Origin of the sequence: Idiomarina seosinensis (assembly GCF_044797955.1) — a bacterium.
GTDB classification, from domain to species: Bacteria; Pseudomonadota; Gammaproteobacteria; order Enterobacterales; family Alteromonadaceae; genus Idiomarina; species Idiomarina seosinensis_A.
The window spans coordinates 813,177-835,031 of record NZ_CP085211.1 but is presented as its reverse complement, the minus strand read 5'-3'; the positions used below and the strand labels follow the sequence as shown (position 1 = coordinate 835,031).

The window sequence follows — 21,855 nt, the reverse complement described above, 5'->3', positions numbered from 1 at the left end:
CGGCCTGCAGGCAGTATTTACCCCTCCAGACCGCATTACGCCGTTTTTTTTTCGGTTATAAGTATAACTTTAGTACTAGTTACTCATTGGATTTCGTTCCAGCGCCACTTGCAGCACTTCGTCAATCCATTTAACCGGCTGAATGGTCAAGTCCTGTTTCACGTTATCGGCAATTTCCCGCAGATCGCGCTCGTTCTCTTTCGGTATCAGCACATGCTTGATGCCACCGCGGTGCGCCGCCAGCAACTTCTCTTTTAAACCACCAATCGCCAGCACTTCGCCGCGCAGCGTAATCTCACCCGTCATCGCGACTTCTGAGCGTACCGGAATTTCCGTAAACGAGGAAACAAGCGCTGTAACCATAGCGATACCGGCACTGGGTCCATCTTTTGGCGTGGCACCTTCCGGCACGTGTACATGAATATCACGTTTCTCGTGAAAGTCTTTCGCAATACCCAGCTTATCAGCGCGGCTGCGAACCACAGTGAGTGCCGTTTGAATCGACTCCTGCATAACATCGCCAAGGGAACCGGTCGAGGTGATTTTACCCTTACCGGCGACATTGGTGGTTTCAATGGTCAGTAAATCTCCCCCCACCTCGGTCCATGCCAGACCCGTTACCTGGCCTACCTGATTGTCTTCTTCTGCCTTGCCAAAGTCATGGCGTTGCACACCCAGATAGTCACTCAGATTATCCGCGTTAATTTCCACGTGCTTAATCGACTTGTCCAGCAGGATGGTTTTTACTGCTTTACGGCACAATCGTGATAACTCACGTTCCAGATTACGCACACCCGCCTCACGGGTATAATAACGGATAATACCGATAATCGCCGAGTCCTGAACGGTAATCTCTTTTTCTTTCAGACCGTTACGTTCAATCTGCTTAGTCAGCAGGTGACGCTTGGCAATGTTTAGCTTCTCGTCTTCGGTGTAGCCAGCCAGCCGGATAACTTCCATCCGATCCAGTAACGGCGCCGGAATATCCATACTGTTCGAGGTAGCTACAAACATCACATCTGACAGATCGTAATCGACCTCCAGATAGTGGTCGTTAAAGTTGATGTTCTGTTCCGGATCCAAAACTTCCAGCAGTGCCGAGGCCGGGTCGCCGCGCATGTCGGCGGACATTTTGTCAATTTCGTCCAGCAAAAACAGTGGATTACGAACACCGACCTTAGACATTTTCTGGATCAGCTTACCCGGCATCGAACCAATATAGGTGCGGCGGTGGCCGCGGATTTCGGCTTCATCGCGCACGCCTCCCAGAGCCATACGAACATATTTACGGCCAGTAGCCCGAGCAATAGACTGCCCCAGCGAAGTTTTACCCACCCCGGGCGGGCCGACCAGACATAAAATGGCCCCTTTTACCTTTGTAGTACGTTGCTGTACGGCAAGGTATTCGATAATCCGCTCTTTCACCTTTTCCAGACCGTAATGATCTGCGTCGAGAATCTCCTCGGCATGAGCTAAGTCTTTTTTGATGCGTGACTTTTTCTTCCACGGAATAGAGATCATCCAGTCGATATAGCCGCGTACAACCGTGGCTTCAGCCGACATTGGTGACATCATTTTCAGTTTTGACAGCTCGGCCTCAACCTTTTTACGGGCTTCTGCCGGCATCTGCGCATCGTCGATTTTGTTCTGCAGCTGCTCAAATTCATCAACGCCGTCTTCACCTTCGCCCAGCTCTTTTTGAATCGCTTTCATCTGTTCATTCAGATAATACTCGCGCTGGCTTTTTTCCATCTGCTTTTTAACGCGGCTGCGAATGCGTTTTTCAACCTGCAGAATATCAATTTCGCCTTCCATTAAGGCCATCAGGTACTCAACACGCTCGCGCACATCGGTAATTTCCAGCACCTGCTGCTTGTCTGCCAGTTTAAGAGGCATATGCGCCGCCATAGTGTCTGCCAGCCGATCACAGTCTTCGATGCCCGATAATGAGGTCAGCACTTCCGGTGGAATTTTTTTGTTCAGTTTGACGTAACCTTCAAACTGATTCATCGCCGACCGGATCATCACATCCTGTTCTTTCTCAGGTAACTCTTCAGAAGCCAGATAATCAATACTGGCTTTAAAGTAGTCCTCATCATCCTGTAACTGTTTTAACTGCGCCCGTTGCTGACCTTCAACCAACACTTTTACCGTGCCGTCGGGCAGCTTTAACAACTGCAGTAAGGTTGCAACCGTACCTACCGAGTAGATGTCTTCCTCTCCCGGCTCGTCTACCGAAGCGTCTTTCTGTGCTGCCAGAAACACTTTTTTATCGGCATCCATAGCCGCTTCCAGGCAACGGATAGACTTTTCTCGTCCGACAAACAGCGGAATGACCATGTGCGGGTACACCACGACATCTCGCAACGGCAGAACAGGCATTGCTAATTGTTCTGTACGTTCTTCGCTCATTAATTTCTCCCGACCTTGGTGATATCTCTAATATGCGGTCTGAATGCTAAAGTTCAATGTTTGACAAAAAAAAAGGGCCTGATGGCCCTTTTTTGCACAGTATTTGCGCTAAAGCGTGGCTTTATTCGCCGGAGGCCTGTTTTTCTTTCATCTGATTAGAGTAGATCAAAATTGGCTGCGATTCGCCGGCAATTACCGATTCATCAACCACCACTTTCGCCACGCCTTCAATGGACGGCAAATCGTACATGGTGCCCAGCAGTACATTCTCTACAATAGAGCGCAAACCACGGGCGCCGGTACGCCGTATCATGGCTTTTTTAGCGATGGCGCGTAAGGCATCATCACGAAACTCCAGTTCTACGTCTTCCATTTCAAACAGCGCTGAGTACTGCTTAGTCAATGCGTTTTTGGGTTCTTTCAGTATCTGCACCAAAGCATCATCGTCAAGCTCGTCCAGCGTCGCAACAACCGGTAAACGACCAATGAATTCCGGTATCAGGCCGTATTTGACCAGGTCTTCCGGTTCGACCTGAGCAATCACCTTACCTTCTTCATCCTGGCTTTTACTTTTTACATCGGCACCAAAGCCGATACCTGTACCGGTCGCCAGACGTTGCTCGATGACTTTACTGAGACCTGAGAACGCGCCGCCGCAGATAAACAGAATTTTAGAGGTATCAACCTGCAGAAATTCCTGTTGCGGATGTTTGCGGCCACCCTGAGGCGGCACCGAGGCCACGGTTCCTTCAATCAGCTTCAACAGCGCCTGCTGCACCCCTTCACCACTCACATCCCGGGTGATCGAGGGGTTATCGGATTTACGCGAAATTTTGTCAATTTCGTCAATATAAACGATACCGCGTTCGGCTTTCTCAACATCGTAATCGCACTTCTGCAACAGCTTCTGGATGATATTTTCGACGTCTTCGCCAACATAACCCGCTTCAGTCAGCGTGGTCGCATCGGCCATGGTAAACGGCACATCCAGGTAACGGGCCATAGTTTCAGCAAGAAACGTCTTGCCCGATCCAGTTGGACCAATCAGCAAAATATTACTTTTGCCCAGTTCTATCTGTTCTTTACCTTTGCCTGAATTACGCAGCCGCTTGTAGTGATTATAAACAGCGACCGACAACACACGCTTAGCGCGATCCTGTCCGATCACATAGTCATCCAAATTTTCCCGAATAGCCTTAGGTACCGGCAGTTTCTCGTGCTCAGTGGGTTCCGCTATCTGATCAATTTCTTCTTTCAGAATGTCGTTACACAACTCCACACATTCATCGCAAATAAAAACAGAAGGTCCTGCGATGAGCTTTTTTACTTCGTGCTGACTTTTACCACAGAAGGTACAATACAGTTGCTTATCGCCTTCACCTTCGGTTTTATCGGTCATGCTTTTCTCCTACTACTCTTCGCCGCGCTGATTTAAGATGCCATCAACCAGACCGTAATCAACAGCTTCTTCTGCTGCCATAAAGTAATCGCGATCCGTATCTTTCGCGACTTTGTCGTAATCTTGTCCGGTATGCTCGGATAACATACGGTTTAGGCGTTCTTTAAGATCCAAAATCTGCTTGGCATGGATTTCAAAGTCAGATGCCTGCCCCTGAAAACCACCCAATGGCTGATGGATCATCACCCTTGAGTTCGGCAAGCAATAACGCTTACCCTGGGCGCCACCGGCCAACAAAAAGGCACCCATGCTGGCGGCCTGACCCATGCAAACAGTACTGACATCCGGCTTAATAAAGCGCATGGTGTCGTAAATGGCCATACCTGCGGTAACAACACCACCGGGCGAATTAATGTACAGATAAATGTCTTTATCGGGATTATCCGATTCTAAAAATAATAACTGCGCCACAATAAGGTTGGCCATGTGGTCTTCGACCTGACCGCAGCAAAAAATTACCCGTTCTTTTAACAACCGGGAATAAATATCGTATGAGCGCTCACCCTTCGAGGTTTGTTCAACAACCATGGGGACGAGTTGTGCCATCGGATCCTGAATATCACTAGACATTAATTAACTGCTCCTGAAATAAAAATGGCTCGTATGAGGTCATACGAGCCATTAAACCAAGCACTAGCCGACTCCGTCAAGGACTCTGGCTTATAAAGCTTACTGCTTAGGGTTCATAATCTCGTCAAAGCTGGCGGCTTTATCAGACACTTGCGCCTGCTCGAGAATAAAGTCCATTGCCTGCTCTTCCAGAGCCAGGTTACGAACCTGCTGCATCATGTCTTTATTAGACTGATAATAAGCAACAACTTCTTCTGGATCTTCATAAGCTGACGCGGCGTTAGCGATAATCTCGTTAACTTTGTCGTCGGCCGGCTTCAGTTCCTGCTGGCGAATTACTTCCCCCAGCAATAGACCAACTTTAACCCGCTCTTTAGCCTGCTCTTCGAACAGTTCGGCAGGTAAATCCGGCATTTGTTCCGCATTTCCGCCAAAGCGCTCAGCCGCCTGCTTACGCAGTGCGTCAATTTCCTGGTCGACCATGGCTTTTGGCAAGTCAACTTCATTGTGTTCAACGATGCCTTTTAATACCTGCTCTTTGATCTTACCTTTTAACGCATTACTTAATTCGCGTTCCATGTTTTTACGCACTTCAGCTTTCAGTGCGTCAACACCACCTTCTTTAACACCGAACAAGGCAACAAATTCTTCGTCCAGTTCTGGTAATTGCTGCTCTTCAACTTTCTTCGCCGTGACCTCGAACTGAGCTTCTTTACCTTTCAGATTTTCTGCGTGGTAATCTTCAGGGAAAGTCACTGCGATGGTTTTTTCTTCGCCGGCTTTACTGCCTTCAAGCTGATCTTCGAAACCCGGGATCATGCGACCCTGGCCAAGCTCGAGCTGAAAATCTTCGGCTTTGCCGCCTTCAAATTCTTCACCGTCGATAGAGCCGACGAAGTCCATAGTGACCCGGTCGCCCTCTTTCGACTTACGCTTGACTTCTTTCCAGCTGGCGTGCTGCTTGCGCAGGGTTTCCAGCATGTTGTCAACGTCTTCGTCAGTCACTTCGACAGCCGGCTTTTCGATGGTTATCTGATCCAGGTTCTTAACTGCCACTTCTGGGTAGACTTCGAAGGTTGCAGTAAACTCTAAATCTTTACCTGGCTCATTGACCTTAGGTTCGATAGCAGGTGCACCGGCAGGATTCAGTTGTTCCTGCATGACGGCTTCGTAAAATTTGCTTTGCATAACGCCCGATGCAGCGCGTGAGCGTGCTTCGCGGCCAAACAGCTTCTGCAGTACGTGCGGAGGAATCTTGCCTTTGCGGAATCCATTCACACGACGATGACGGTATTCTTCTTTTAATAAACGTTTGACTTCGCTGTCAATAGCATCCGCCGGCACGGAAATCGTCACGCGGCGTTCTAAACCTTGAGTTGTCTCTACAGAAACCTGCATTGCTTCATTACCTCGGTTTCAATCAATGAATGTTGTTTGCATGCTGTGTTTGCCGGACTTAAGCCCGAATTCACGACAGCCGACATAACAACGGCGTTGACCTTTAAAAATGACGCAGCATTATAGCGAGGTAAGCGGGAGGAGTCGAGAGCCGCAGCAAAAAATTTGGAGATTTTGCTAAGCGATAAGTTAATCGCAACCTATCGCTTAGTGGTCAGTAAAGGCGGAATGCCCTCAGGATTCTTCCAATTGCAGGATAAGATTATTAATTTCGCCAAGCCGGTCCGGCTTATCAGCTGCCATGTTTTCCTCATCGGCAACTTCAGTTTCAAGCTCGTCGTAGCGCCACTGCTTTAGAATTTTCAGTTTTTGTTCATGACTTAAATCGTCACTGTCCAGCACTTCCTTTGGCTCGGAAAATTTGCTGGCGGGATTGTCCATGCTGCTTTCAAAATCTACCATGCTAGCCTCCATTGATCACACAACTGCTTAAAGTTTAGCTGTTAATCACGGATACGCAACCTTTCGGGTCATGGATTACGCAAAGATGGTCGGCGAGACTGGATTCGAACCAGCGACCCCTTGGACCCAAACCAAGTGCGCTACCAAGCTGCGCTACTCGCCGACATTTTCTTGCATGGAAACAAAGAAGTGGGGTGGATGATGGGACTTGAACCCACGACAACCGGAATCACAATCCGGGGCTCTACCAACTGAGCTACACCCACCACTGATTGATATGTACATTTTGGGAGCGTTCTGGCGCACCCGGCAGGATTCGAACCTGCGACCGACGGCTTAGAAGGCCGTTGCTCTATCCAGCTGAGCTACGGGCGCATTTTGAACATTCCTGCAACCGTTCGCTTTAACAATGGTCGGCGAGACTGGATTCGAACCAGCGACCCCTTGGACCCAAACCAAGTGCGCTACCAAGCTGCGCTACTCGCCGACGACCTAAAAGCTGCGTGTTGGCCTGGCTGGCCGACAACGGTGGCGAATATTACCTACTGAGCCGGGGTACGTCAAACACTTTTTTTGATTAAACAACTAACTGCCTACTTTTGCAACAAGCTGCCCATTTTTGCCGCAATCAGTGACAACAAATCGGAAAAACCGTAAACTGTGCGCCTGTTAATTTAACTAACTCACCTTTTACACGCTGGGAAATAAACATTCATGTCCGCACAAATCATCGACGGAAAAGCCATTGCGGCCATCGTTCGTGAGACAGTCAAAAGTCAAATCATTGCCCGCAAAACTAACGGCCTGCGTGCACCCGGGCTGGCCGTAGTGCTGGTCGGGGCTGACCCTGCATCAGAAATTTATGTGGGTAATAAGCGCCGCGCCTGCGAACAGGTCGGCATCCAGTCTTATGACTATGACCTGCCGGGTACCGCCACTCAACAGCAACTGGAAACCCTGATTGACCAGTTAAACAACGACGAGCGCATCGATGGCATTTTATTACAATTGCCATTGCCTCCCGGCCTGGATGCCACCCCCATTCTCGAGCGCATCCGTCCCGATAAAGACGTTGATGGCTTTCACCCCTATAACCTGGGGCGTCTGGCACAACGTATGCCGGCGCTGCGGCCCTGTACACCTAAAGGTGTAATTACTCTGCTTAACAGCACCGAAGTTGATTTGCACGGCCTTAACGCCGTCGTAGTTGGCGCCTCCAACATTGTCGGCCGGCCGATGAGCCTGGAGTTGCTGCTGGCCGGTGCAACCACCACCGTCTGCCATCGTTTTACCAATGATCTGGAAAAGCACGTCCGCCGCGCTGACATTTTGGTGGTAGCAGTGGGCAAACCCGACTTTGTCCCCGGCGCCTGGGTTAAACCCGGCGCTATTGTTATCGATGTCGGCATGAACCGCCTGGCTGACGGTACTCTGACCGGTGATGTTGAATACCCGACTGCAGCCGAGCGAGCGGCCTGGATCACCCCGGTACCCGGCGGAGTCGGCCCGATGACTGTTGCCTCACTGATTGAGAACACCCTGCAGGCCTGCATCGAATACCACGATTAACCGCCGCGAAATCCACTCAGTAATTCATGTTCAGCACCACTGCGCAGTGGCCATTGTGGCCGCTGTGCTAAATTCCCCGCCAGACAGTCGCCCTGCCGCCGGGCTATCCAGCCAAGAAATTCTGCCGCCAAGGGTATCTGTAAATCAAAACACCATTCGCTGCTGATACTCAGGCGCCGGGCTTTGGCCCATTCCGGATCCTGGCTTTGCGCCTGCCGCGCCTGATAGTGGTCAACCGCAATCTCATGCACGTAGCGCTGTTGCTGATGCAGCCAGCGACGCTGCCCAAATCGTTGTAACTGTTGTTTATCGGGGTTTAGCCGGGTTAATTTTCCGTACAATAAAAAATGCGCCCGTTGGCGCAGCACCGATTCGGCAGCAGCGGCCATTTTATTGTCCTGATTTAACTGCGGCTTAAGGCCTGCCATAACCGCACTCAGGGTCAGTACCATCGGCGCTCTGGCACCGTGATTGATGGCGCCGGCACGCACAGCGTACTGATTGGCAATAACAAAGGTCTGCTGCGCCCACCATAGTAAAAATACCTGCAGCAGCAGACACAAGCTTAGCAACAGCAACGGCCAGATAATGACAAACTCGGTCAATGCCTGGCCGTTAGCCCGCTTAGAACTGTTCATAGCCAATCACTTTGACGGTAAGCTGAGGCGGTTGCCAGAGATAGTTATTAAAGCCTTTTAGCAGCAAAGTAACAGAGCCGGTATTAAGCGAGCTGCGCATTAATAAGGTATGTTGCCTGGCGTCAAACTGCCAGTCGGTGGCAAAGGGGAAAGCTAACGGTGCCGCTAACAGGCCCTGTTGCACCAGCTGTTGCTGCGAGTCAGCAAACTGGCCCTGCTGCTGATAATAATTGCGTTGCGCCTGCTGCAGCTGCAATAAATGCAGCCGCCACTGCTGCACCTGCTGCATAAACTGGTGCTGCTGCCAGAGACTCAGCCAGCTGCTGGTTAACAGCGCTGCCAGGGTTAAAGCCGACAATAGCAGTAACCAGCTGAAGCCTCTGCAGCGCATGTTAGCTACCAAATGTGACGGTAAAATCTCCCGCGCTATACGAAGCCACAACAGAAGAGTTTGAATAGTCACGAACTAATTTTTGACCTTCTGTTGCGGCATTTACATTGGTAAGCCTTATGATATATTTCGTGGGATCAGTTGTGTCAGGCCCTATCATTACATCACCACCCCAGGGGTTCTTTCCCACTCCATCCGCCCAGGTAGCCGGTACTGCGCCCACGCTGCTGAGTTCAGTAATGCTGATGCCCGTGTAAATGCCGGTATTTGGCCGCCACATCTGCGCCCCGGACTGCAGTGTGGTAATCATTGTTTTAGCTTCTGATACCCGCGCATTAGAAACTGCCCAGTCGCGCAGAACTAAGGTCCCGAGGGTTGCAATAGCAATAATGCTGAGTACCGCCAGCACTTCGATAAAGGTAAAACCCCGGGTACCCCAAAACTGGCCCGTAAACTGATGATTGCTCTTCATAAAAACACTCCTTGTGGTTAAAAATCCTGTCATCGTTAGTGCATTAATACCGACATCATGACCTGCCCCGATGCCTGAACCAGCAGCGCAATCAAGCCAATGATTAACGCATAAATACCAGTTAGCAGCAGCCGTTGACGCATCAGCAATGAACGTTCAATACTGGCACTGCTGCGCAGCGCCGTGCGCCACAGCCCTTCTACCAGCGCCTGCTGCCGGCCGCTATTACGCAGCCGGAACAAAATTTGCGGGGTTAATAAACCCGTTGTCATTACCGCAGCTAACTGTTGCTCGCCGCGGGCCAAATTGCACTGCATCTGTTGCAGATGATAGCGGGCATAAGCCGATGAAAGAGGCTGTAGCCGCTTTAGCGCTGACTGCAGGCTCAACCGGTTGCGCAACAGCAAAGCCACCATTTGCGTTACCCAGACAGCGGTTACCGCCCGTTGTGAGCCAAACAGTCCCCAGCGCTCCAGTGTAAAGCGCAGCGGGCTTGTCCAGACACGGCCCAGCCAGCGATAGGCCAGCACCAGCAAAAACAACAGCAGCGCCAGAACCAAACCCCACCGCTGCAGCCCGGCCGCAATCACTAAAACCGCATCAACGCTCCAGTGCGGCAGATTGGTAGCGCTGTGCTGCAACAGTTTTGGCAGATACAGAGTTCCGGCCAGAGTCAGAGTAACCAGCACCATCGCCAGCACGAATAATGGGTAAAGTCGCTGACGCCATAATTTCATTACCAGCAACCGGCGCTGGTGCTGAAACTGCTGATATTGTTTTAATAAGGCCATTAAGCAATGGTTTTGCTGGCCAAGGGCGAATAACTGCAATAAATCTTGCTGTAAATAGCCCTGCAGCCCAGTTAACAGGGGTTGCCCGTGACGCAGGCAGTCGTGCAACTGGCAGGCCAGTTGTTGTTCCCGCTGCAAACCATATTCAGCAGCGCTCAATTGCATCGCTTTAGCTGCCAGTAATGGACTGCAGCCATCCTCCAGCCAGTGACAATAGTCCTCAACCCATTGCCACTGTCGCGCCGCCGACCAGTAATTACGACGCAAAAGGACCCTGAGGCCGGTAACAGTAGGTTTGTGGGCGCTCAGCCATAGCGCTCACCGGCAGGCCCCGCTCGCGCCAGCGCTGGGCCAGCGACAACCAGCCCTGATGTTGTAAATGTTCGCGCCAGCCACTGTAGTCATGCCGTCGTAAATAGCGGCGGGCCGGGTGGTCGATGATCACGTATTCGGCGATCAAAGTGGTAGTATCGGCCTGGTGCACCAGATATTGCGCAACAATACCCTGCAGTACGCCTTCTGCAATCAGTTCATTAATGCTAATACCCAGGTTTTGTAGGCGCTGGATAGCGCCAATGCAGTCATGAGCATGCAATGTCGCGGTCACCAGATGACCGGTTAAGGCAGCTGTAACCGCTGCCTGCGCAGTACGGCTGTCGCGTATTTCACTAATTGAAATGACATCAGGATCCTCACGCAGCGCAATTTTGATATGTTCGGCAAAACTTTGCTGCTGACCATCAACCCAGCGCTGTTCAATATTCGGCTGCACAATCTCAACCGGATCCTCCAACGAAATGACTTTTTTATCATCCCCAAATAAGGCATTTAAGGCCGCCAGCGAAGTGGTCTTGCCATGACCTGTCGCCCCCACAATCAGCAGCAGGCCGTAGCGCTGTTTTAGCAACTCCTGTAATCCTGCCTGAACATCCTCGCTAAACTGCAGTTGCGCCAGGCTAAGAACTGTCTGCGCCTGTTCCGGTAATAGCCGTAACGTGACTGAAAAACCATTATTAAGGGGCGATTTTTGCACTCGTAAGCGCACTTTCCGGTCCCCTTCACTGTGTTGTTCGGCGCCGGGCAAGGTCAGCTCAATACTGGCACTATCACAACTTTGTTCGTTAAAAACATCACGGTAATCGTGGCTATAGGTATTTAAGGTCGCGGCTATCGACTCAACCATGGCTTCACGGCTGCGCCGCTGCGCTCCGACAAGCCGGCCTTTTACGCGAAAATTGATGTAAGCCAGCACCGGGGTAAAGCGCAGGTGAATGTCAGAGGCCTGCATTGCCAGAGCTTCGCTGACGATATCAATTAGCGCCTGCTGCGCACGGGTTTTATCCAGCGGTTTTAGCAGGCCCGCTGTCCCTGAAGCCGGCGCAGCATTGCGGTCATTTTCATGCAGCAGTGTCCGAATATTGGCGGCACTGGCATAAGCGATCATGACCGGCTTTTCGGTTCGCTGCTGCAGCAGCTGACGGACATTGTTAAGCTCGATGCTGGCCTCAGCAGGTATTGCCGGTGAGCACACCAGCATACCGGCCTCCGTAGCCATAATGGCGCGGTCAAGCTGACCTTCAAGGCGCCAGCGCTCAGACAGCTCCAGACAATACCTCAGAACATTGGCCGGAATAGTACAACCCTGCAGTTCACGGCTGTTCAATAATGGTTCACTCATCCGTTATACCCCGCGCAAAACGCTTTAGTTATCATCTGCCAGCAACTGCTCGCGCCGTTGCCAGCGCCAGCTTTGTGCTTGCTGATACAAGGCTAAATGCAGCTGTGGATAACGTACTTCGCTGACTAAACGCCCGGCTCTGCTGGTCTGACCGCTGCTATCAGCCTGCTCCTCTGTTGTTGCTGGTAGCTGCTGGTTAAGGGCTCGCTGGTGCTGCCGCCGCTGCAGCTGCAGTTGAGCGTAATCGCGCTGCAGCTGCGCCAGTTCATTATCCAGTCGTTGTTGCTGAATGCTTAGGCGGGTCTGCTGGTAATGCTCGGTCAGCGGTGACGCCAGCAGTTTATCCGGCAACAACGACTGCACAGGCGTCAGGCTGCCAGTGTCAGCCCGGGCCTGCAGCGGTGCCATTACCAGCAAAAAAAACTGACTGATAAACAGTAAACCCGGTTTAAACCGTGCAGTGCCTGTACTTTCCATGTTCAGCTATCCTTTGCCGTTTTAGCCGCTGCCGGCGGGGGCAGCTGCGTTAATGTGAGACTGCCGTCCCAGCCAAGGACGGAAGGTTGCAGGTTTGCTGCCACTGTATCCAGGGCCAGCGGCTGTAAATAGTCCGTTAACTGGTAAAGCTGCCGGATACTGAAATCCCGCCAGCTTAACTGTAATTGTGCGCCGTTCAGTTGTATGTCTAAGCCGGGCAGAGCAAGTTGCCTAAACCGCAACAACAAAGCGGCCAGCGGCGGTGCTGAAGCCGACTGTTCCAGTGCCAGCGGCTGTTTAGTTAGTAACAAGTGCTGCTCAATCAGCGGTTCGCCGGTCGCTGCCGTTGCCAGGTCCTCGGGTAGCTGTAGCCAGGCCAACGGCGGCTGCCCCAGATACTGCACCCGCAGGCGGCTTCCGTTTAGCTGCACATGATGCAGCTGCCAGGCGCCGCTGAGCGGAGTGCGAACCAACTCCAGCAGCTGCTGCAACAGCGTTTCTGCTGGCAAATACAATGCCGGTAGTGGCATTGGCGGCCCGCTCCGGTCCGGGGTTTCAGCGCTTTGTCCCGAAAGTGGTCCGGCACTACTCATAACGCCGCTAAGCAGTAAGCCCGATAGCAGCAACCCCGACGAACCAAGAGCCAGCCACAGCAGCAACCGGCGACGGCCTAACTGCGGCAGGTTCCGGACCTGGCTTAGAGGCACCAGAGTAGCGTCGTCTGGGTCAACCGCCAGCTTCTGCGCCCGCTGCCAGTTGTCCGGCAACGCTAAAGGCCATTGATACTGCGCTAAAACATCGCTGTCGGTTACCGGTGGCAGTTGTTCGCTCAGTACCTTTGCCGGCTGTTGCTCCACCCGCATTAACTGACCCTGCTGCCAATCAATTAATACCGATGTGCCATCATGATGCGCCAGGATCAGCCAGCGCCGGCTGGCCGACACTTTTTTTGACACCGCCATAACCCAGTCAAAAATTGAATCCGGCCCCAGGCTCAGCCACCAGTTACCGGCAACCTGCTGTATTTGTAAGTGGCTGTAGCCCAGTTGCTGTGCGCGCCGGCACAGTGCGGCCGGCGGCGGTCGTTTAACGCCCCAGCACTCCCGGAACAGCGGTGTTACGGCACTCATTAAATCGCTTCTCCGGCGATGCTCGGGGTTAGCAGCAATAAGGTCTCGCTATTGGCCATACTCTGCTTGGTCTGGCCACCCGCTATCCAGCTGAGCAACCCTTTACGCTCGCCGGTTTCAGTGCGCGAGTGCTGCAGGCCCGACAACAACAAGGTTTGCTGATGTCCGACCATGGCCTTCAGGAAAAAGGTTTTGCGCGAGGTCCGCGGCGTCTGGATTAACTGTTCGCCGGAGCTGACGCTGTCAATGCCCTGCAACGCGCTGAGACTGGAAGACAACTGCAGGATCACCTGTTGTTTTTGTACTTTAGGTAATAAAAACAGCTCAAACCCTGTGGTGACCTTACCCGGCAACAGCAGTTGCTCAGTCCCCACGTTGGGGGTGCTGGTGCTGCCGGACGAGGCCAGATAGGTGGTTTCATCTTCAACCAGCAGCCGGGCAATCTGGTTGTTCAGAGTCATTACCCGGGGGTGATGACTGACCCGCACCTGGCCTTGTTCACGCAGTGCATCGATAAATACCTGCGAACCGGCAAACCGACCGCTGGTTTTCTGCAGGCTAAACTGCAGAGGAGCCCCGGTCACTGTGCCATTGCCGGCACTGAGGGCAGAAAACGGGCCGCCGCCCTGCATGTTACGCAGCAATTGCCAGTCAACCGCATACTGCTGATGGTCGTTAAAGCTGATTTCGATAACCTGCACATCAATCGCCACCTGTCGGGTCAGGCTGGTATTCAGATCAGCAATATAGTCCTCTACTGCGGCGATAACCGTGGGCGTATCTTTCACTACTACCGAGGTCGAGCTTTGGTTAATCGCCAGCTCACCCTGCTGCGACAGCATCAGCTGAAGCGATCGTTCCAGATCACTCCATAACGATAACTGTTGTGAGGCAAAGTTCAGGTACTGGCTCGAGCCATTGGCCAGCCCGCCCGGTGTCTGGCCCGCCGCTGCCAGACCACTGCGATTGTTGTCCTCGCCCAGTAAAAAGCGGGTGTCACCGGCTAAAAAGGAGACATCGAACTGACGCACGGCCAGCTGCTTAACTTCCACCCGCGCGGCGTACGGCTCGATAATCAGCTGCTGTGCATTAGCAATCCAGTTAAGCACATCGCCGACGCGACTGTCCTGATCGGTATAAACCAGTTGTCCGGCATCCACTTCATCCGCCAGATAAATGCTCACACCCAGCGGACTTAATAGTTGCTGCAATGCCTTAAGCAAAGGAACCCCGCGCATATCGGCTTTAACCCGCCGCGAAAACCAGGCCGGCTTGGCCAGCAAATCGGGATTTATCTGCGGTACATAAAAATCTTCACTGTGTACTATGGTTGCGGTTGGGCTGGGCAATGCCTGGTAAGCATACTGCTGAGCAAGCTGACGATGTTGCTGCTGCTGTAACGCGTCAGCCTGGCGTAGCAATTGTTGCGGGTCGTGCGCACACGCCCCGAGCAACAAGACAATAAGGCCTGCCAGCAGACGCATTAGCTGGAAGAGGTCTGTCGATACCGCACCACCGCACTTTGATTTGGGTGCAATACCAGTTGTAAGTGATAAGGTTTAAGTATCCGTTGCAGCAGCTGCAGCCAGTCATCGGCGCGGATTAAATGTTCAGTAGGCCACTGATGGTGAGGCGAAGCCTGCCAGTCCAGCACTTTTATCGCCAGATGCTGACGCAGTAAATTGCGAATTTGCGGTTCCAGCTGACCGGGCAGTAATTGCAGGGAAACCTGTGGTACAGCAGTTTCAGCCGCAGTGCCGCGGTAATCGGTCCAGTCATCCAGTTGTAAGGGTTGACATGAGGGGAGCCCGGTCGCAGCTGCGACCGGGTACGTCAAACCAATGAAACAACAGCCACTCAGCAACTGCCGAATAAATCTCTGCGACACCTTCATTGGACCTCCTTGTCCAGTTGACCGTGTCGTCCTGACACGCAATCAATTTAGGAGGCCCGCAGCTGTTACGCCAGAGGTTAATGCTGACAGCAGATGTAAGAGATCGCCGACTTATTTACTATCAACCTGCCATTTACCGTCCTGGTAAAACGCTTTCCAGCCGGTCTGTTTTTTATTCACCTCGGTAACCACATACTGTTCCTTGCTTTTTCGCGAGAAACGCACAATGGCATCGTTACCTTCCGGATCTTCCTGAGGCGCCTCTGCCAGGTACTTAAACTTGTCCGGCAGGCGGTCTTTAAACTGCGCCAATTCTTTAACCTTGACCGCCCGCGTCTCCCGGGATTTCGGAAAGGTATTTGCCGACAGGAAAATGCCCGAGGCACCGTCACGCAGAACGAAGTAGGCGTCTGAGTCCTCACATGGCAGCTCCGGTAACGGCACCGGATCTTCTTTTGGTGGCGCCGGTTCACCGCTGCGTAACAGTTTTCGGGTGTTTTTACAGTCGCTGTTGGTGCAACCAAAGTATTTACCAAAACGTCCCGTTTTTAGCTGCATTTCAGAGCCGCACTTATCACACTCGATGGTCGGCCCATCATAACCTTTTATCCGGAACGAGCCTTGCTCAACGGCGTAACCATCACAGGTCGGATTGTTACCACAAACGTGCAGTTTGCGTTTTTCGTCAATCAGGTAGCTGTCCATCGCCGTACCGCATTTCGGACAGCGTTTTTTCGCCAGCAGAGCTTCGGTTTCGGCTTCTTCATCGTCACTTACATCGATGGCTTCTTCGCCGGGGACCAGATTCAGAGTCTGGGTGCAGCGCTCTTTTGGTGGCAAATTATAACCGGAACAGCCCAGAAAAACCCCGGTTGAAGCGGTGCGAATGCCCATTGGCCGGCCGCAATTCGGACACTCGATGTCGGTCAGTACCGGCGGATTTTCCCGCATACCACCCTCAGCCGGATCCTGTTCAGCCTGTTCCAGACGCTCTTTAAAGTCCTGATAAAATTTATCCAGGGTTTGCTTCCAGTCGCGCTCGCCGGCAGCAATGTCATCCAGCGCCTGTTCCATCTCCGCGGTAAAATTGTAATTCATTAATTCGGTGAAGTTTTCCAGCAACCGGTCATTAACAATCTCGCCCATTTTTTCCGCATAAAAGCGCCGGCTTTCGACTTTCACATAGCCACGATCCTGAATGGTAGAAATAATCGAAGCGTAGGTCGAAGGACGTCCGATGCCTTGTTTTTCCAGTTCCTTAACCAGCGAGGCTTCGCTAAAGCGGGCCGGTGGCTTAGTAAAGTGCTGCTGCGGGTCGAGATTCTGCAGCGCCAGTTCGTCTCCTTTGCTGACATCCGGTAATAACTGATCAGTATCGGACTTACCTTTTGCCGGTGGCATCACCTTGGTCCAGCCGGCAAATTTCATTACCCGGCCTCGTGCTTTAAGCTCAAAATCGGCAGCCGTAGCCGTTAGTGTGGTGCTGGTATACTTGGCCGGTACCATCTGACAGGCAACAAATTGACGCCAGATGAGTTCATATAAACGCTGTGCGTCACGGTCCATCTGTGACAGCTGCTCCGCTTTTACCTGCACGTCCGATGGCCGGATAGCTTCGTGCGCTTCCTGAGCGCCCTCTTTCGAGCCATAGCGGTTCGCTTCTTTCGGCAAATAGTTTTTGCCAAACTGCTGTTCTATCAGCTCGCGGCAGGCAGCAACCGCATCGCTGCTTAGGTTGGTCGAATCGGTTCGCATATACGTTATGTGACCGGCTTCGTAAAGCCTTTGCGCCATGGTCATGGTCTTTTTCACGCCAAACCCCAGCCGGGTACTGGCAGCCTGCTGCAGAGTCGAGGTAATAAACGGCGCCGATGGCTTGCTGCTGGTCGGCTTATCTTCGCGTGCGATAACCTGATACTGCGCCTGCCTGAGCTGTTTAACCGCCTGCTGGGTCTGCTCTTCGTTAACCGGCCGGAAATTTTTACCGGCCTGCTTCATAACCTGCATACGCAGCTCATCATCCGAGGGCGTTGTCAGGTCGGCAAACAAATCCCAGTATTCTTCCGGAACAAAGGCTTTAATTTGGCGTTCGCGCTCAACCACCAGACGCACAGCAACTGACTGTACCCGACCGGCTGACAGCCCACGGGCAATTTTTTTCCAGAGCAGAGGCGACACCATAAAGCCAACCACCCGGTCCAGAAAGCGCCGGGTTTGTTGGGCATTAACCCGGTCGACATTCAGCTCTGCCGGCTGTTTAAAGGCGTCCTGAATAGCTGTTTTGGTAATTTCGTTAAAGACTACCCGCTGAAAACGATTATCATCACCGCCGATCAACTCTTTCAAGTGCCAGGCTATCGCCTCTCCTTCACGGTCCAAATCCGTTGCCAGAATAATGCTGTCGGATTTTTTCGCCAGCTGCTGCAGTTCTTTAACCACTTTTTCTTTGCCCGGCAGCACCTCGTAATGGGCATGCCAGTCGTGCTCCGGATCGATACCCATGCGCGCAATTAGCCGTTCATAGTCGCGCTTTTGTTGATAGCGGGCTTTCGCCTCCGGCTCCATTTTACGTATTTCTGCGGCCGGCTTACTGGGTACTTTTTTTACCGCTTTGGTGGGCAAATCGCGCACGTGTCCTACGCTGGACTTCACTACAAAGTCTTTACCCAGATATTTATTAATGGTCTTAGCTTTTGCCGGGGACTCGACAATAACGAGCGATTTCGCCATAAACTTTAGCTTCTCTCAATAAATGTATGACCGACGATATAGTTGTCTTTACCTGGTATTGCAAGCGCCGGTTGGCGGCTTTTCTTTTTTTAGGTATATCGGTAATTGCAGCCGGAAACAACCGTTAGCGACGAATTTGATAAAAATTCACTGCTGCAGCATAACCATCCTGGCCCTTGGTAGACAGCGGCCAGCGGACCTAAATAAAGCCTTACAAGCTCGCCTTAAGTACGTATAATAACACCAATCGATCAGTAACAGACGCACGATAACAGGAGTTCTTGAACGTGACCATGCAACACTTCGAAGTTAACTACGATGGCCTGGTCGGCCCCACTCACAACTATGCGGGCTTATCTTTTGGTAATGTTGCGTCGTTAGCTAATGCCAAGGCCAGCTCCAGTCCTAAAGAAGCGGCTCTGCAGGGCCTGCGCAAAATGAAGTCGCTGCACGACATGGGCATGAAACAAGGAGTGCTGGCACCACAGGCGCGGCCGGATATCGATGCCCTTCGCCGGCTGGGTTTTTCCGGCAGTGAAGGCGAGGTACTGCACCAAGCGGCGACACAAGCACCGGCTATTTTTCAGGCCGTCTGTTCAGCTTCGAGTATGTGGACCGCCAATGCCGCAACGGTATCGCCCAGTGCCGACACCGATAACGGTAAAGTACATTTTACCCCGGCTAATTTAACCAATAAATTTCACCGTTCGTTAGAGCCGCAGACCAGTGGCCGCATTTTGCAGGCAATGTTCAATAATTCCCGCTACTTTGAGCACCATCAGCACTTGCCGGATAACGAACACTTTGGCGATGAAGGGGCGGCTAATCATACCCGTCTGTGCCGAGAGTACGGTCATGCCGGGGTCGAAATTTTCGTATTTGGCCGACATGCTTTTGACTCGTCTAAACCGGCACCGACCCGCTATCCGGCACGGCAGACCCTGGAAGCCAGCCAGGCCATCGCGCGGCTGCACGGTTTAGACAGTGATACCACGGTATTTTTACAGCAAAACCCGGCGGTTATCGACCAGGGTGTATTCCATAACGATGTGATTGCTGTCGGTAATCAGAACGTCCTGTTCTACCATCAGCAGGCCTTTGCCGACACCCAGAACAAACTGGACGAAATTAAACAAAAGTTCGGCGACAGCCCGTTACACTTTATCGAAGTGGCCACCGACGACGTCAGTGTAGAAGATGCAGTAAAAAGCTACCTGTTTAATACTCAGCTGATCACGCCGCCGGATGGCAAAATGACCTTGATAGCGCCGACAGAATGTCAGGAAAACCCCGCCGTTAACACCTACCTTGAGCAATTGGTTGCCAGTGATGGCCCGATTCAGCGGGTTAATTTCTTTGATGTGAAACAAAGCATGCGCAACGGCGGTGGCCCCGCCTGCCTGCGTCTGCGGGTAGCGTTAAATGACGAAGAGCTGGCCGCTGCTAATCCCAACTGTCTGATGTCTGAGGCGCTGTTTGCCCGCCTTAACCAGTGGGTTGAAAAGCATTACCGGGACCGCCTGGCAGTAGATGAACTGCGTGATCCGGCACTGCTGGAAGAATCCCGTACAGCGTTAGATGAGTTAACTCAAATACTTAAACTGGGTTCAGTTTATGCATTCCAGCGCGCCTGAGCGCGCTGGCTAATCAATCCGGACTGTCTATGACTTAGTCATTGTCATTGTGCAGTTCCAGATTAGCATCTTCACTGCTTTCGCGCTCAGCCCTGGCGACATCATTGCGCGCCGCATCCAGTTTATCCAGGTACTCCTGACTGATGTCACCGGTGACATACTCACCACTGAATACCGAGGTTTCAAAACGATGAATGTTGGGGTTTTCCTGACTAACCGCAGCAATTAAGTCATCCAGCTCCTGATAAATCAGCCCATCGGCTTTAATCATATCGCGGATTTCCATGGATTCGCGACCATGACCAATTAGCTCGTTGGCGCTTGGCATATCAATGCCGTACACATTAGGAAAACGAATTTCAGGTGCTGCTGAAGCAAAATAAACCTTACGTGCACCGGCTTCACGGGCCATTTCGATAATTTGCTCCGAGGTGGTGCCACGAACAATGGAGTCATCCACCAACAACACGTTCTTACCCTTAAACTCGGCACCAATGGCGTTTAGTTTACGGCGCACCGACTTACGCCGTTGCGTCTGTCCGGGCATAATAAAGGTGCGGCCGATGTAACGGTTTTTAACAAAACCCTGGCGATAGGGCAGCTCAAGGGCACTGGCAATTTCCAGTGCAATGTCGTTACTGGTTTCCGGAATAGGGATCACCACGTCGATATCCAGATCCTGATAATCGCGCTTGATTTTTTCACCCAGCTTGCGACCCATGTTAACCCGCGAAGCATACACCGAAATTCCGTCGATGAACGAATCAGGCCGGGCAAAGTAAACGTACTCGAAAATACAGGGGCAATGTCTGGGCTTATCCGCACACTGGCGCGAGAACAACTGGCCTTCGTTGCTGATGTAAATGGCCTCTCCCGGCTCAACATCACGCACATAGGTAAAGCCGGTACCGTCGATAGCAACACTCTCTGATGCCACCATGTACTCTTCACCGTCGACGGTTTCGCGCTTACCCAGCGCCAGCGGGCGAATCCCCCAGGGATCGCGAAACGCTACCATACCGTGACCGAGGATGGTTGCAACCACCGCATAAGCGCCCCGAATTTTCCGGTGCACTGCGGTGATGGTACGAAAAATATCATCACTGTTAAGGCTCAGGCTCTCGTTTTTGTCCAGTTCGTTGGCAAAGACATTCAGTAGAATTTCTGAGTCTGAAGTGGTGTTGATATGCCGCCGCGCAGTTTTAAACAGATGGTTATTAACATCGGCCGCGTTGGTCAAATTACCGTTGTGCGCCATGGCGATACCAAATGGCGAATTAACATAAAACGGCTGCGCCTCGGCCGAACTGGAACTGCCGGCGGTCGGATAGCGTACATGACCAATACCGACGTTACCCGCTAAGCGGTGCATATGCCGAGTATGGAATACATCCCGTACCAGGCCATTGGCTTTGCGCAGACGCAGAGTATTATGCTCATCTACCGTCATGATCCCGGCAGCATCCTGACCGCGATGCTGCAACATGGTTAAACCATCATATAAGGCCTGATTAACCGGCTGTTTACCTACAATCCCAACAATACCACACATAAAACAACGACCCTCTTAAACTGGTTCCGGGACTAAAAAACTTGAGCTTGTCTGCAGATATTCAAAAAACCACTGAATAAAAAACCCAAAATGCGGTATTAACAGCGACTCCCGCCACCAGACACTATCGGACAAGCCAGTAAATGAATCTATGAAGAATAATAACGCGCTGACGATGAGCAGGCCTCTGAGTGCGCCAAACACTAAACCCAGCACACGGTCGGTACCCGATAAACCAGTGTGATACACCAACCGGGATAAAATGTAGTTTATTATGGCACCGACGATCAGAGTCGTCACAAATAACGCAGCTATGGCTGCCGCGTTGCGGATCAGTGGATCCTGTATCTGCGTAAAGTAAACAGCCAGGTCACGGTAAAACTGACTGGCAATGATAAAAGCGGCAAACCAGACGGCCAGAGATACAGCTTCTTTGACAAAGCCCCGCACCAGACTGATTAACGTCGACACCGCGATGATGATGACAATGGCATAGTCTATCCAGACCATAAGCACTCATTAGCTCGACAAAAAGTGGACAAATTTTAACAGAAACAAAAGCAAATTGCGGCTTTTTTATTGGCTGCTGATGAATGGG

19 protein-coding genes and 4 tRNA genes are annotated in these 21,855 nt (G+C 51.9%); 2 read left to right on the top strand and 21 right to left on the bottom strand.

Annotation, left to right across the window (positions count from 1 at the left end; all coding sequences use genetic code 11):
• Positions 1 to 75 precede the first annotated feature (75 nt).
• The 9 genes from lon to LG288_RS03890 form a co-directional block, all read right to left on the bottom strand.
• The gene (lon, locus tag LG288_RS03930) at positions 76 to 2,412 is read right to left on the bottom strand and encodes an endopeptidase La (protein WP_404402236.1); all 2,337 of its coding nucleotides are present in this window, start codon (positions 2,410 to 2,412) and stop codon (positions 76 to 78) included.
• A gap of 121 nt (positions 2,413 to 2,533) precedes the next feature.
• Positions 2,534 to 3,811: an ATP-dependent protease ATP-binding subunit ClpX gene (gene clpX, locus LG288_RS03925; protein WP_404402234.1), complete on the bottom strand. Its 1,278-nt coding sequence runs from the start codon at positions 3,809 to 3,811 to the stop codon at positions 2,534 to 2,536.
• Between the two features lie 12 nt (positions 3,812 to 3,823).
• Entirely contained in the window at positions 3,824 to 4,441 is a 618-nt protein-coding gene (clpP, locus tag LG288_RS03920; RefSeq protein WP_404402232.1) for an ATP-dependent Clp endopeptidase proteolytic subunit ClpP, read from the bottom strand.
• Between the two features lie 99 nt (positions 4,442 to 4,540).
• The gene (gene tig, locus LG288_RS03915; protein ID WP_404402230.1) at positions 4,541 to 5,839 is read right to left on the bottom strand and encodes a trigger factor; all 1,299 of its coding nucleotides are present in this window, start codon (positions 5,837 to 5,839) and stop codon (positions 4,541 to 4,543) included.
• 234 nt (positions 5,840 to 6,073) lie between these two features.
• Positions 6,074 to 6,301 carry a hypothetical protein gene (locus tag LG288_RS03910; protein WP_404402228.1) on the bottom strand — a complete coding sequence of 76 codons (228 nt, stop codon included), beginning with the start codon at positions 6,299 to 6,301 and terminating at the stop codon, positions 6,074 to 6,076.
• Between the two features lie 86 nt (positions 6,302 to 6,387).
• Positions 6,388 to 6,464 (bottom strand) — tRNA-Pro (locus LG288_RS03905).
• Positions 6,465 to 6,491: 27 nt separating this feature from the next.
• Positions 6,492 to 6,567: transfer RNA gene (locus LG288_RS03900), tRNA-His, on the bottom strand.
• 32 nt (positions 6,568 to 6,599) lie between these two features.
• Positions 6,600 to 6,676, bottom strand: a tRNA-Arg gene (locus LG288_RS03895).
• Positions 6,677 to 6,711: 35 nt separating this feature from the next.
• Positions 6,712 to 6,788: transfer RNA gene (locus tag LG288_RS03890), tRNA-Pro, on the bottom strand.
• A 227-nt stretch (positions 6,789 to 7,015) separates the two neighbouring features.
• On the opposite strand from LG288_RS03890, the gene folD reads away from it, so the two are divergent.
• Positions 7,016 to 7,870 (top strand): bifunctional methylenetetrahydrofolate dehydrogenase/methenyltetrahydrofolate cyclohydrolase FolD, encoded by an 855-nt coding sequence (gene folD / locus LG288_RS03885; protein ID WP_404402226.1) that lies wholly within the window; start codon positions 7,016 to 7,018, stop codon positions 7,868 to 7,870.
• On the opposite strand, the gene LG288_RS03880 is transcribed toward folD, so the two are convergent.
• The 10 genes from LG288_RS03880 to topA all read right to left on the bottom strand — a co-directional run bounded on the left by LG288_RS03880 (position 7,867) and on the right by topA (position 18,071).
• A complete protein-coding gene (locus tag LG288_RS03880) occupies positions 7,867 to 8,508 on the bottom strand; it encodes a pilus assembly protein (RefSeq protein ID WP_404402224.1) in 642 nt (213 codons plus the stop codon). The two genes, folD and LG288_RS03880, sit on opposite strands and share 4 nt — an antisense overlap.
• Positions 8,495 to 8,899, bottom strand: a complete 405-nt coding sequence (locus LG288_RS03875) for a hypothetical protein (RefSeq protein WP_404402222.1) — start codon at positions 8,897 to 8,899, stop codon at positions 8,495 to 8,497. Before LG288_RS03875 ends, LG288_RS03880 begins: the two co-directional genes overlap by 14 nt.
• Position 8,900: 1 nt before the next feature.
• Positions 8,901 to 9,371 (bottom strand): type II secretion system protein, encoded by a 471-nt coding sequence (locus LG288_RS03870; protein ID WP_404402220.1) that lies wholly within the window; start codon positions 9,369 to 9,371, stop codon positions 8,901 to 8,903.
• A gap of 35 nt (positions 9,372 to 9,406) precedes the next feature.
• Positions 9,407 to 10,429: a type II secretion system F family protein gene (locus LG288_RS03865; RefSeq protein ID WP_404402218.1), complete on the bottom strand. Its 1,023-nt coding sequence runs from the start codon at positions 10,427 to 10,429 to the stop codon at positions 9,407 to 9,409.
• Positions 10,419 to 11,840 (bottom strand): ATPase, T2SS/T4P/T4SS family, encoded by a 1,422-nt coding sequence (locus LG288_RS03860; protein WP_404402216.1) that lies wholly within the window; start codon positions 11,838 to 11,840, stop codon positions 10,419 to 10,421. Before LG288_RS03860 ends, LG288_RS03865 begins: the two co-directional genes overlap by 11 nt.
• Before the next feature lie 24 nt (positions 11,841 to 11,864).
• Complete coding sequence (locus LG288_RS03855) at positions 11,865 to 12,317, bottom strand: hypothetical protein (RefSeq protein ID WP_404402214.1); 453 nt, start codon at positions 12,315 to 12,317, stop codon at positions 11,865 to 11,867.
• 2 nt (positions 12,318 to 12,319) lie between these two features.
• The gene (locus LG288_RS03850) at positions 12,320 to 13,447 is read right to left on the bottom strand and encodes a hypothetical protein (RefSeq protein ID WP_404402212.1); all 1,128 of its coding nucleotides are present in this window, start codon (positions 13,445 to 13,447) and stop codon (positions 12,320 to 12,322) included.
• Positions 13,447 to 14,931 (bottom strand): hypothetical protein, encoded by a 1,485-nt coding sequence (locus LG288_RS03845; protein WP_404402210.1) that lies wholly within the window; start codon positions 14,929 to 14,931, stop codon positions 13,447 to 13,449. The genes LG288_RS03850 and LG288_RS03845 overlap by 1 nt, the downstream gene beginning before the upstream one ends.
• The gene (locus LG288_RS03840; RefSeq protein WP_404402208.1) at positions 14,931 to 15,341 is read right to left on the bottom strand and encodes a hypothetical protein; all 411 of its coding nucleotides are present in this window, start codon (positions 15,339 to 15,341) and stop codon (positions 14,931 to 14,933) included. The genes LG288_RS03845 and LG288_RS03840 overlap by 1 nt, the downstream gene beginning before the upstream one ends.
• 111 nt (positions 15,342 to 15,452) lie before the next feature.
• Complete coding sequence (gene topA, locus LG288_RS03835; RefSeq protein ID WP_404402206.1) at positions 15,453 to 18,071, bottom strand: type I DNA topoisomerase; 2,619 nt, start codon at positions 18,069 to 18,071, stop codon at positions 15,453 to 15,455.
• Between the two features lie 293 nt (positions 18,072 to 18,364).
• Here topA and astB point away from each other — a divergent pair, with 293 nt between their 5' ends.
• A complete protein-coding gene (astB, locus tag LG288_RS03830) occupies positions 18,365 to 19,705 on the top strand; it encodes an N-succinylarginine dihydrolase (RefSeq protein WP_404403026.1) in 1,341 nt (446 codons plus the stop codon).
• A gap of 34 nt (positions 19,706 to 19,739) precedes the next feature.
• On the opposite strand, the gene purF is transcribed toward astB, so the two are convergent.
• Positions 19,740 to 21,257, bottom strand: a complete 1,518-nt coding sequence (gene purF / locus LG288_RS03825; protein ID WP_404402204.1) for an amidophosphoribosyltransferase — start codon at positions 21,255 to 21,257, stop codon at positions 19,740 to 19,742.
• Between the two features lie 15 nt (positions 21,258 to 21,272).
• The gene (locus tag LG288_RS03820; RefSeq protein ID WP_404402202.1) at positions 21,273 to 21,767 is read right to left on the bottom strand and encodes a CvpA family protein; all 495 of its coding nucleotides are present in this window, start codon (positions 21,765 to 21,767) and stop codon (positions 21,273 to 21,275) included.
• Between the last annotated feature and the right edge of the window lie 88 nt (positions 21,768 to 21,855).

What these genes read in the sequence shown, in the direction of transcription:
- lon (WP_404402236.1), bottom strand. Translation starts at nt 2,412, where the DNA reads ATGAGCGAAGAACGTACAGAACAATTAGCAATGCCTGTTCTGCCGTTG.
- clpX (WP_404402234.1), bottom strand. Translation starts at nt 3,811, where the DNA reads ATGACCGATAAAACCGAAGGTGAAGGCGATAAGCAACTGTATTGTACC.
- clpP (WP_404402232.1), bottom strand. Translation starts at nt 4,441, where the DNA reads ATGTCTAGTGATATTCAGGATCCGATGGCACAACTCGTCCCCATGGTT.
- tig (WP_404402230.1), bottom strand. Translation starts at nt 5,839, where the DNA reads ATGCAGGTTTCTGTAGAGACAACTCAAGGTTTAGAACGCCGCGTGACG.
- LG288_RS03910 (WP_404402228.1), bottom strand. Translation starts at nt 6,301, where the DNA reads ATGGTAGATTTTGAAAGCAGCATGGACAATCCCGCCAGCAAATTTTCC.
- folD (WP_404402226.1), top strand. Translation starts at nt 7,016, where the DNA reads ATGTCCGCACAAATCATCGACGGAAAAGCCATTGCGGCCATCGTTCGT.
- LG288_RS03880 (WP_404402224.1), bottom strand. Translation starts at nt 8,508, where the DNA reads ATGAACAGTTCTAAGCGGGCTAACGGCCAGGCATTGACCGAGTTTGTC.
- LG288_RS03875 (WP_404402222.1), bottom strand. Translation starts at nt 8,899, where the DNA reads ATGCGCTGCAGAGGCTTCAGCTGGTTACTGCTATTGTCGGCTTTAACC.
- LG288_RS03870 (WP_404402220.1), bottom strand. Translation starts at nt 9,371, where the DNA reads ATGAAGAGCAATCATCAGTTTACGGGCCAGTTTTGGGGTACCCGGGGT.
- LG288_RS03860 (WP_404402216.1), bottom strand. Translation starts at nt 11,840, where the DNA reads ATGAGTGAACCATTATTGAACAGCCGTGAACTGCAGGGTTGTACTATT.
- LG288_RS03855 (WP_404402214.1), bottom strand. Translation starts at nt 12,317, where the DNA reads ATGGAAAGTACAGGCACTGCACGGTTTAAACCGGGTTTACTGTTTATC.
- LG288_RS03850 (WP_404402212.1), bottom strand. Translation starts at nt 13,447, where the DNA reads ATGAGTGCCGTAACACCGCTGTTCCGGGAGTGCTGGGGCGTTAAACGA.
- LG288_RS03845 (WP_404402210.1), bottom strand. Translation starts at nt 14,931, where the DNA reads ATGCGTCTGCTGGCAGGCCTTATTGTCTTGTTGCTCGGGGCGTGTGCG.
- LG288_RS03840 (WP_404402208.1), bottom strand. Translation starts at nt 15,341, where the DNA reads ATGAAGGTGTCGCAGAGATTTATTCGGCAGTTGCTGAGTGGCTGTTGT.
- topA (WP_404402206.1), bottom strand. Translation starts at nt 18,071, where the DNA reads ATGGCGAAATCGCTCGTTATTGTCGAGTCCCCGGCAAAAGCTAAGACC.
- astB (WP_404403026.1), top strand. Translation starts at nt 18,365, where the DNA reads ATGCAACACTTCGAAGTTAACTACGATGGCCTGGTCGGCCCCACTCAC.
- purF (WP_404402204.1), bottom strand. Translation starts at nt 21,257, where the DNA reads ATGTGTGGTATTGTTGGGATTGTAGGTAAACAGCCGGTTAATCAGGCC.
- LG288_RS03820 (WP_404402202.1), bottom strand. Translation starts at nt 21,767, where the DNA reads ATGGTCTGGATAGACTATGCCATTGTCATCATCATCGCGGTGTCGACG.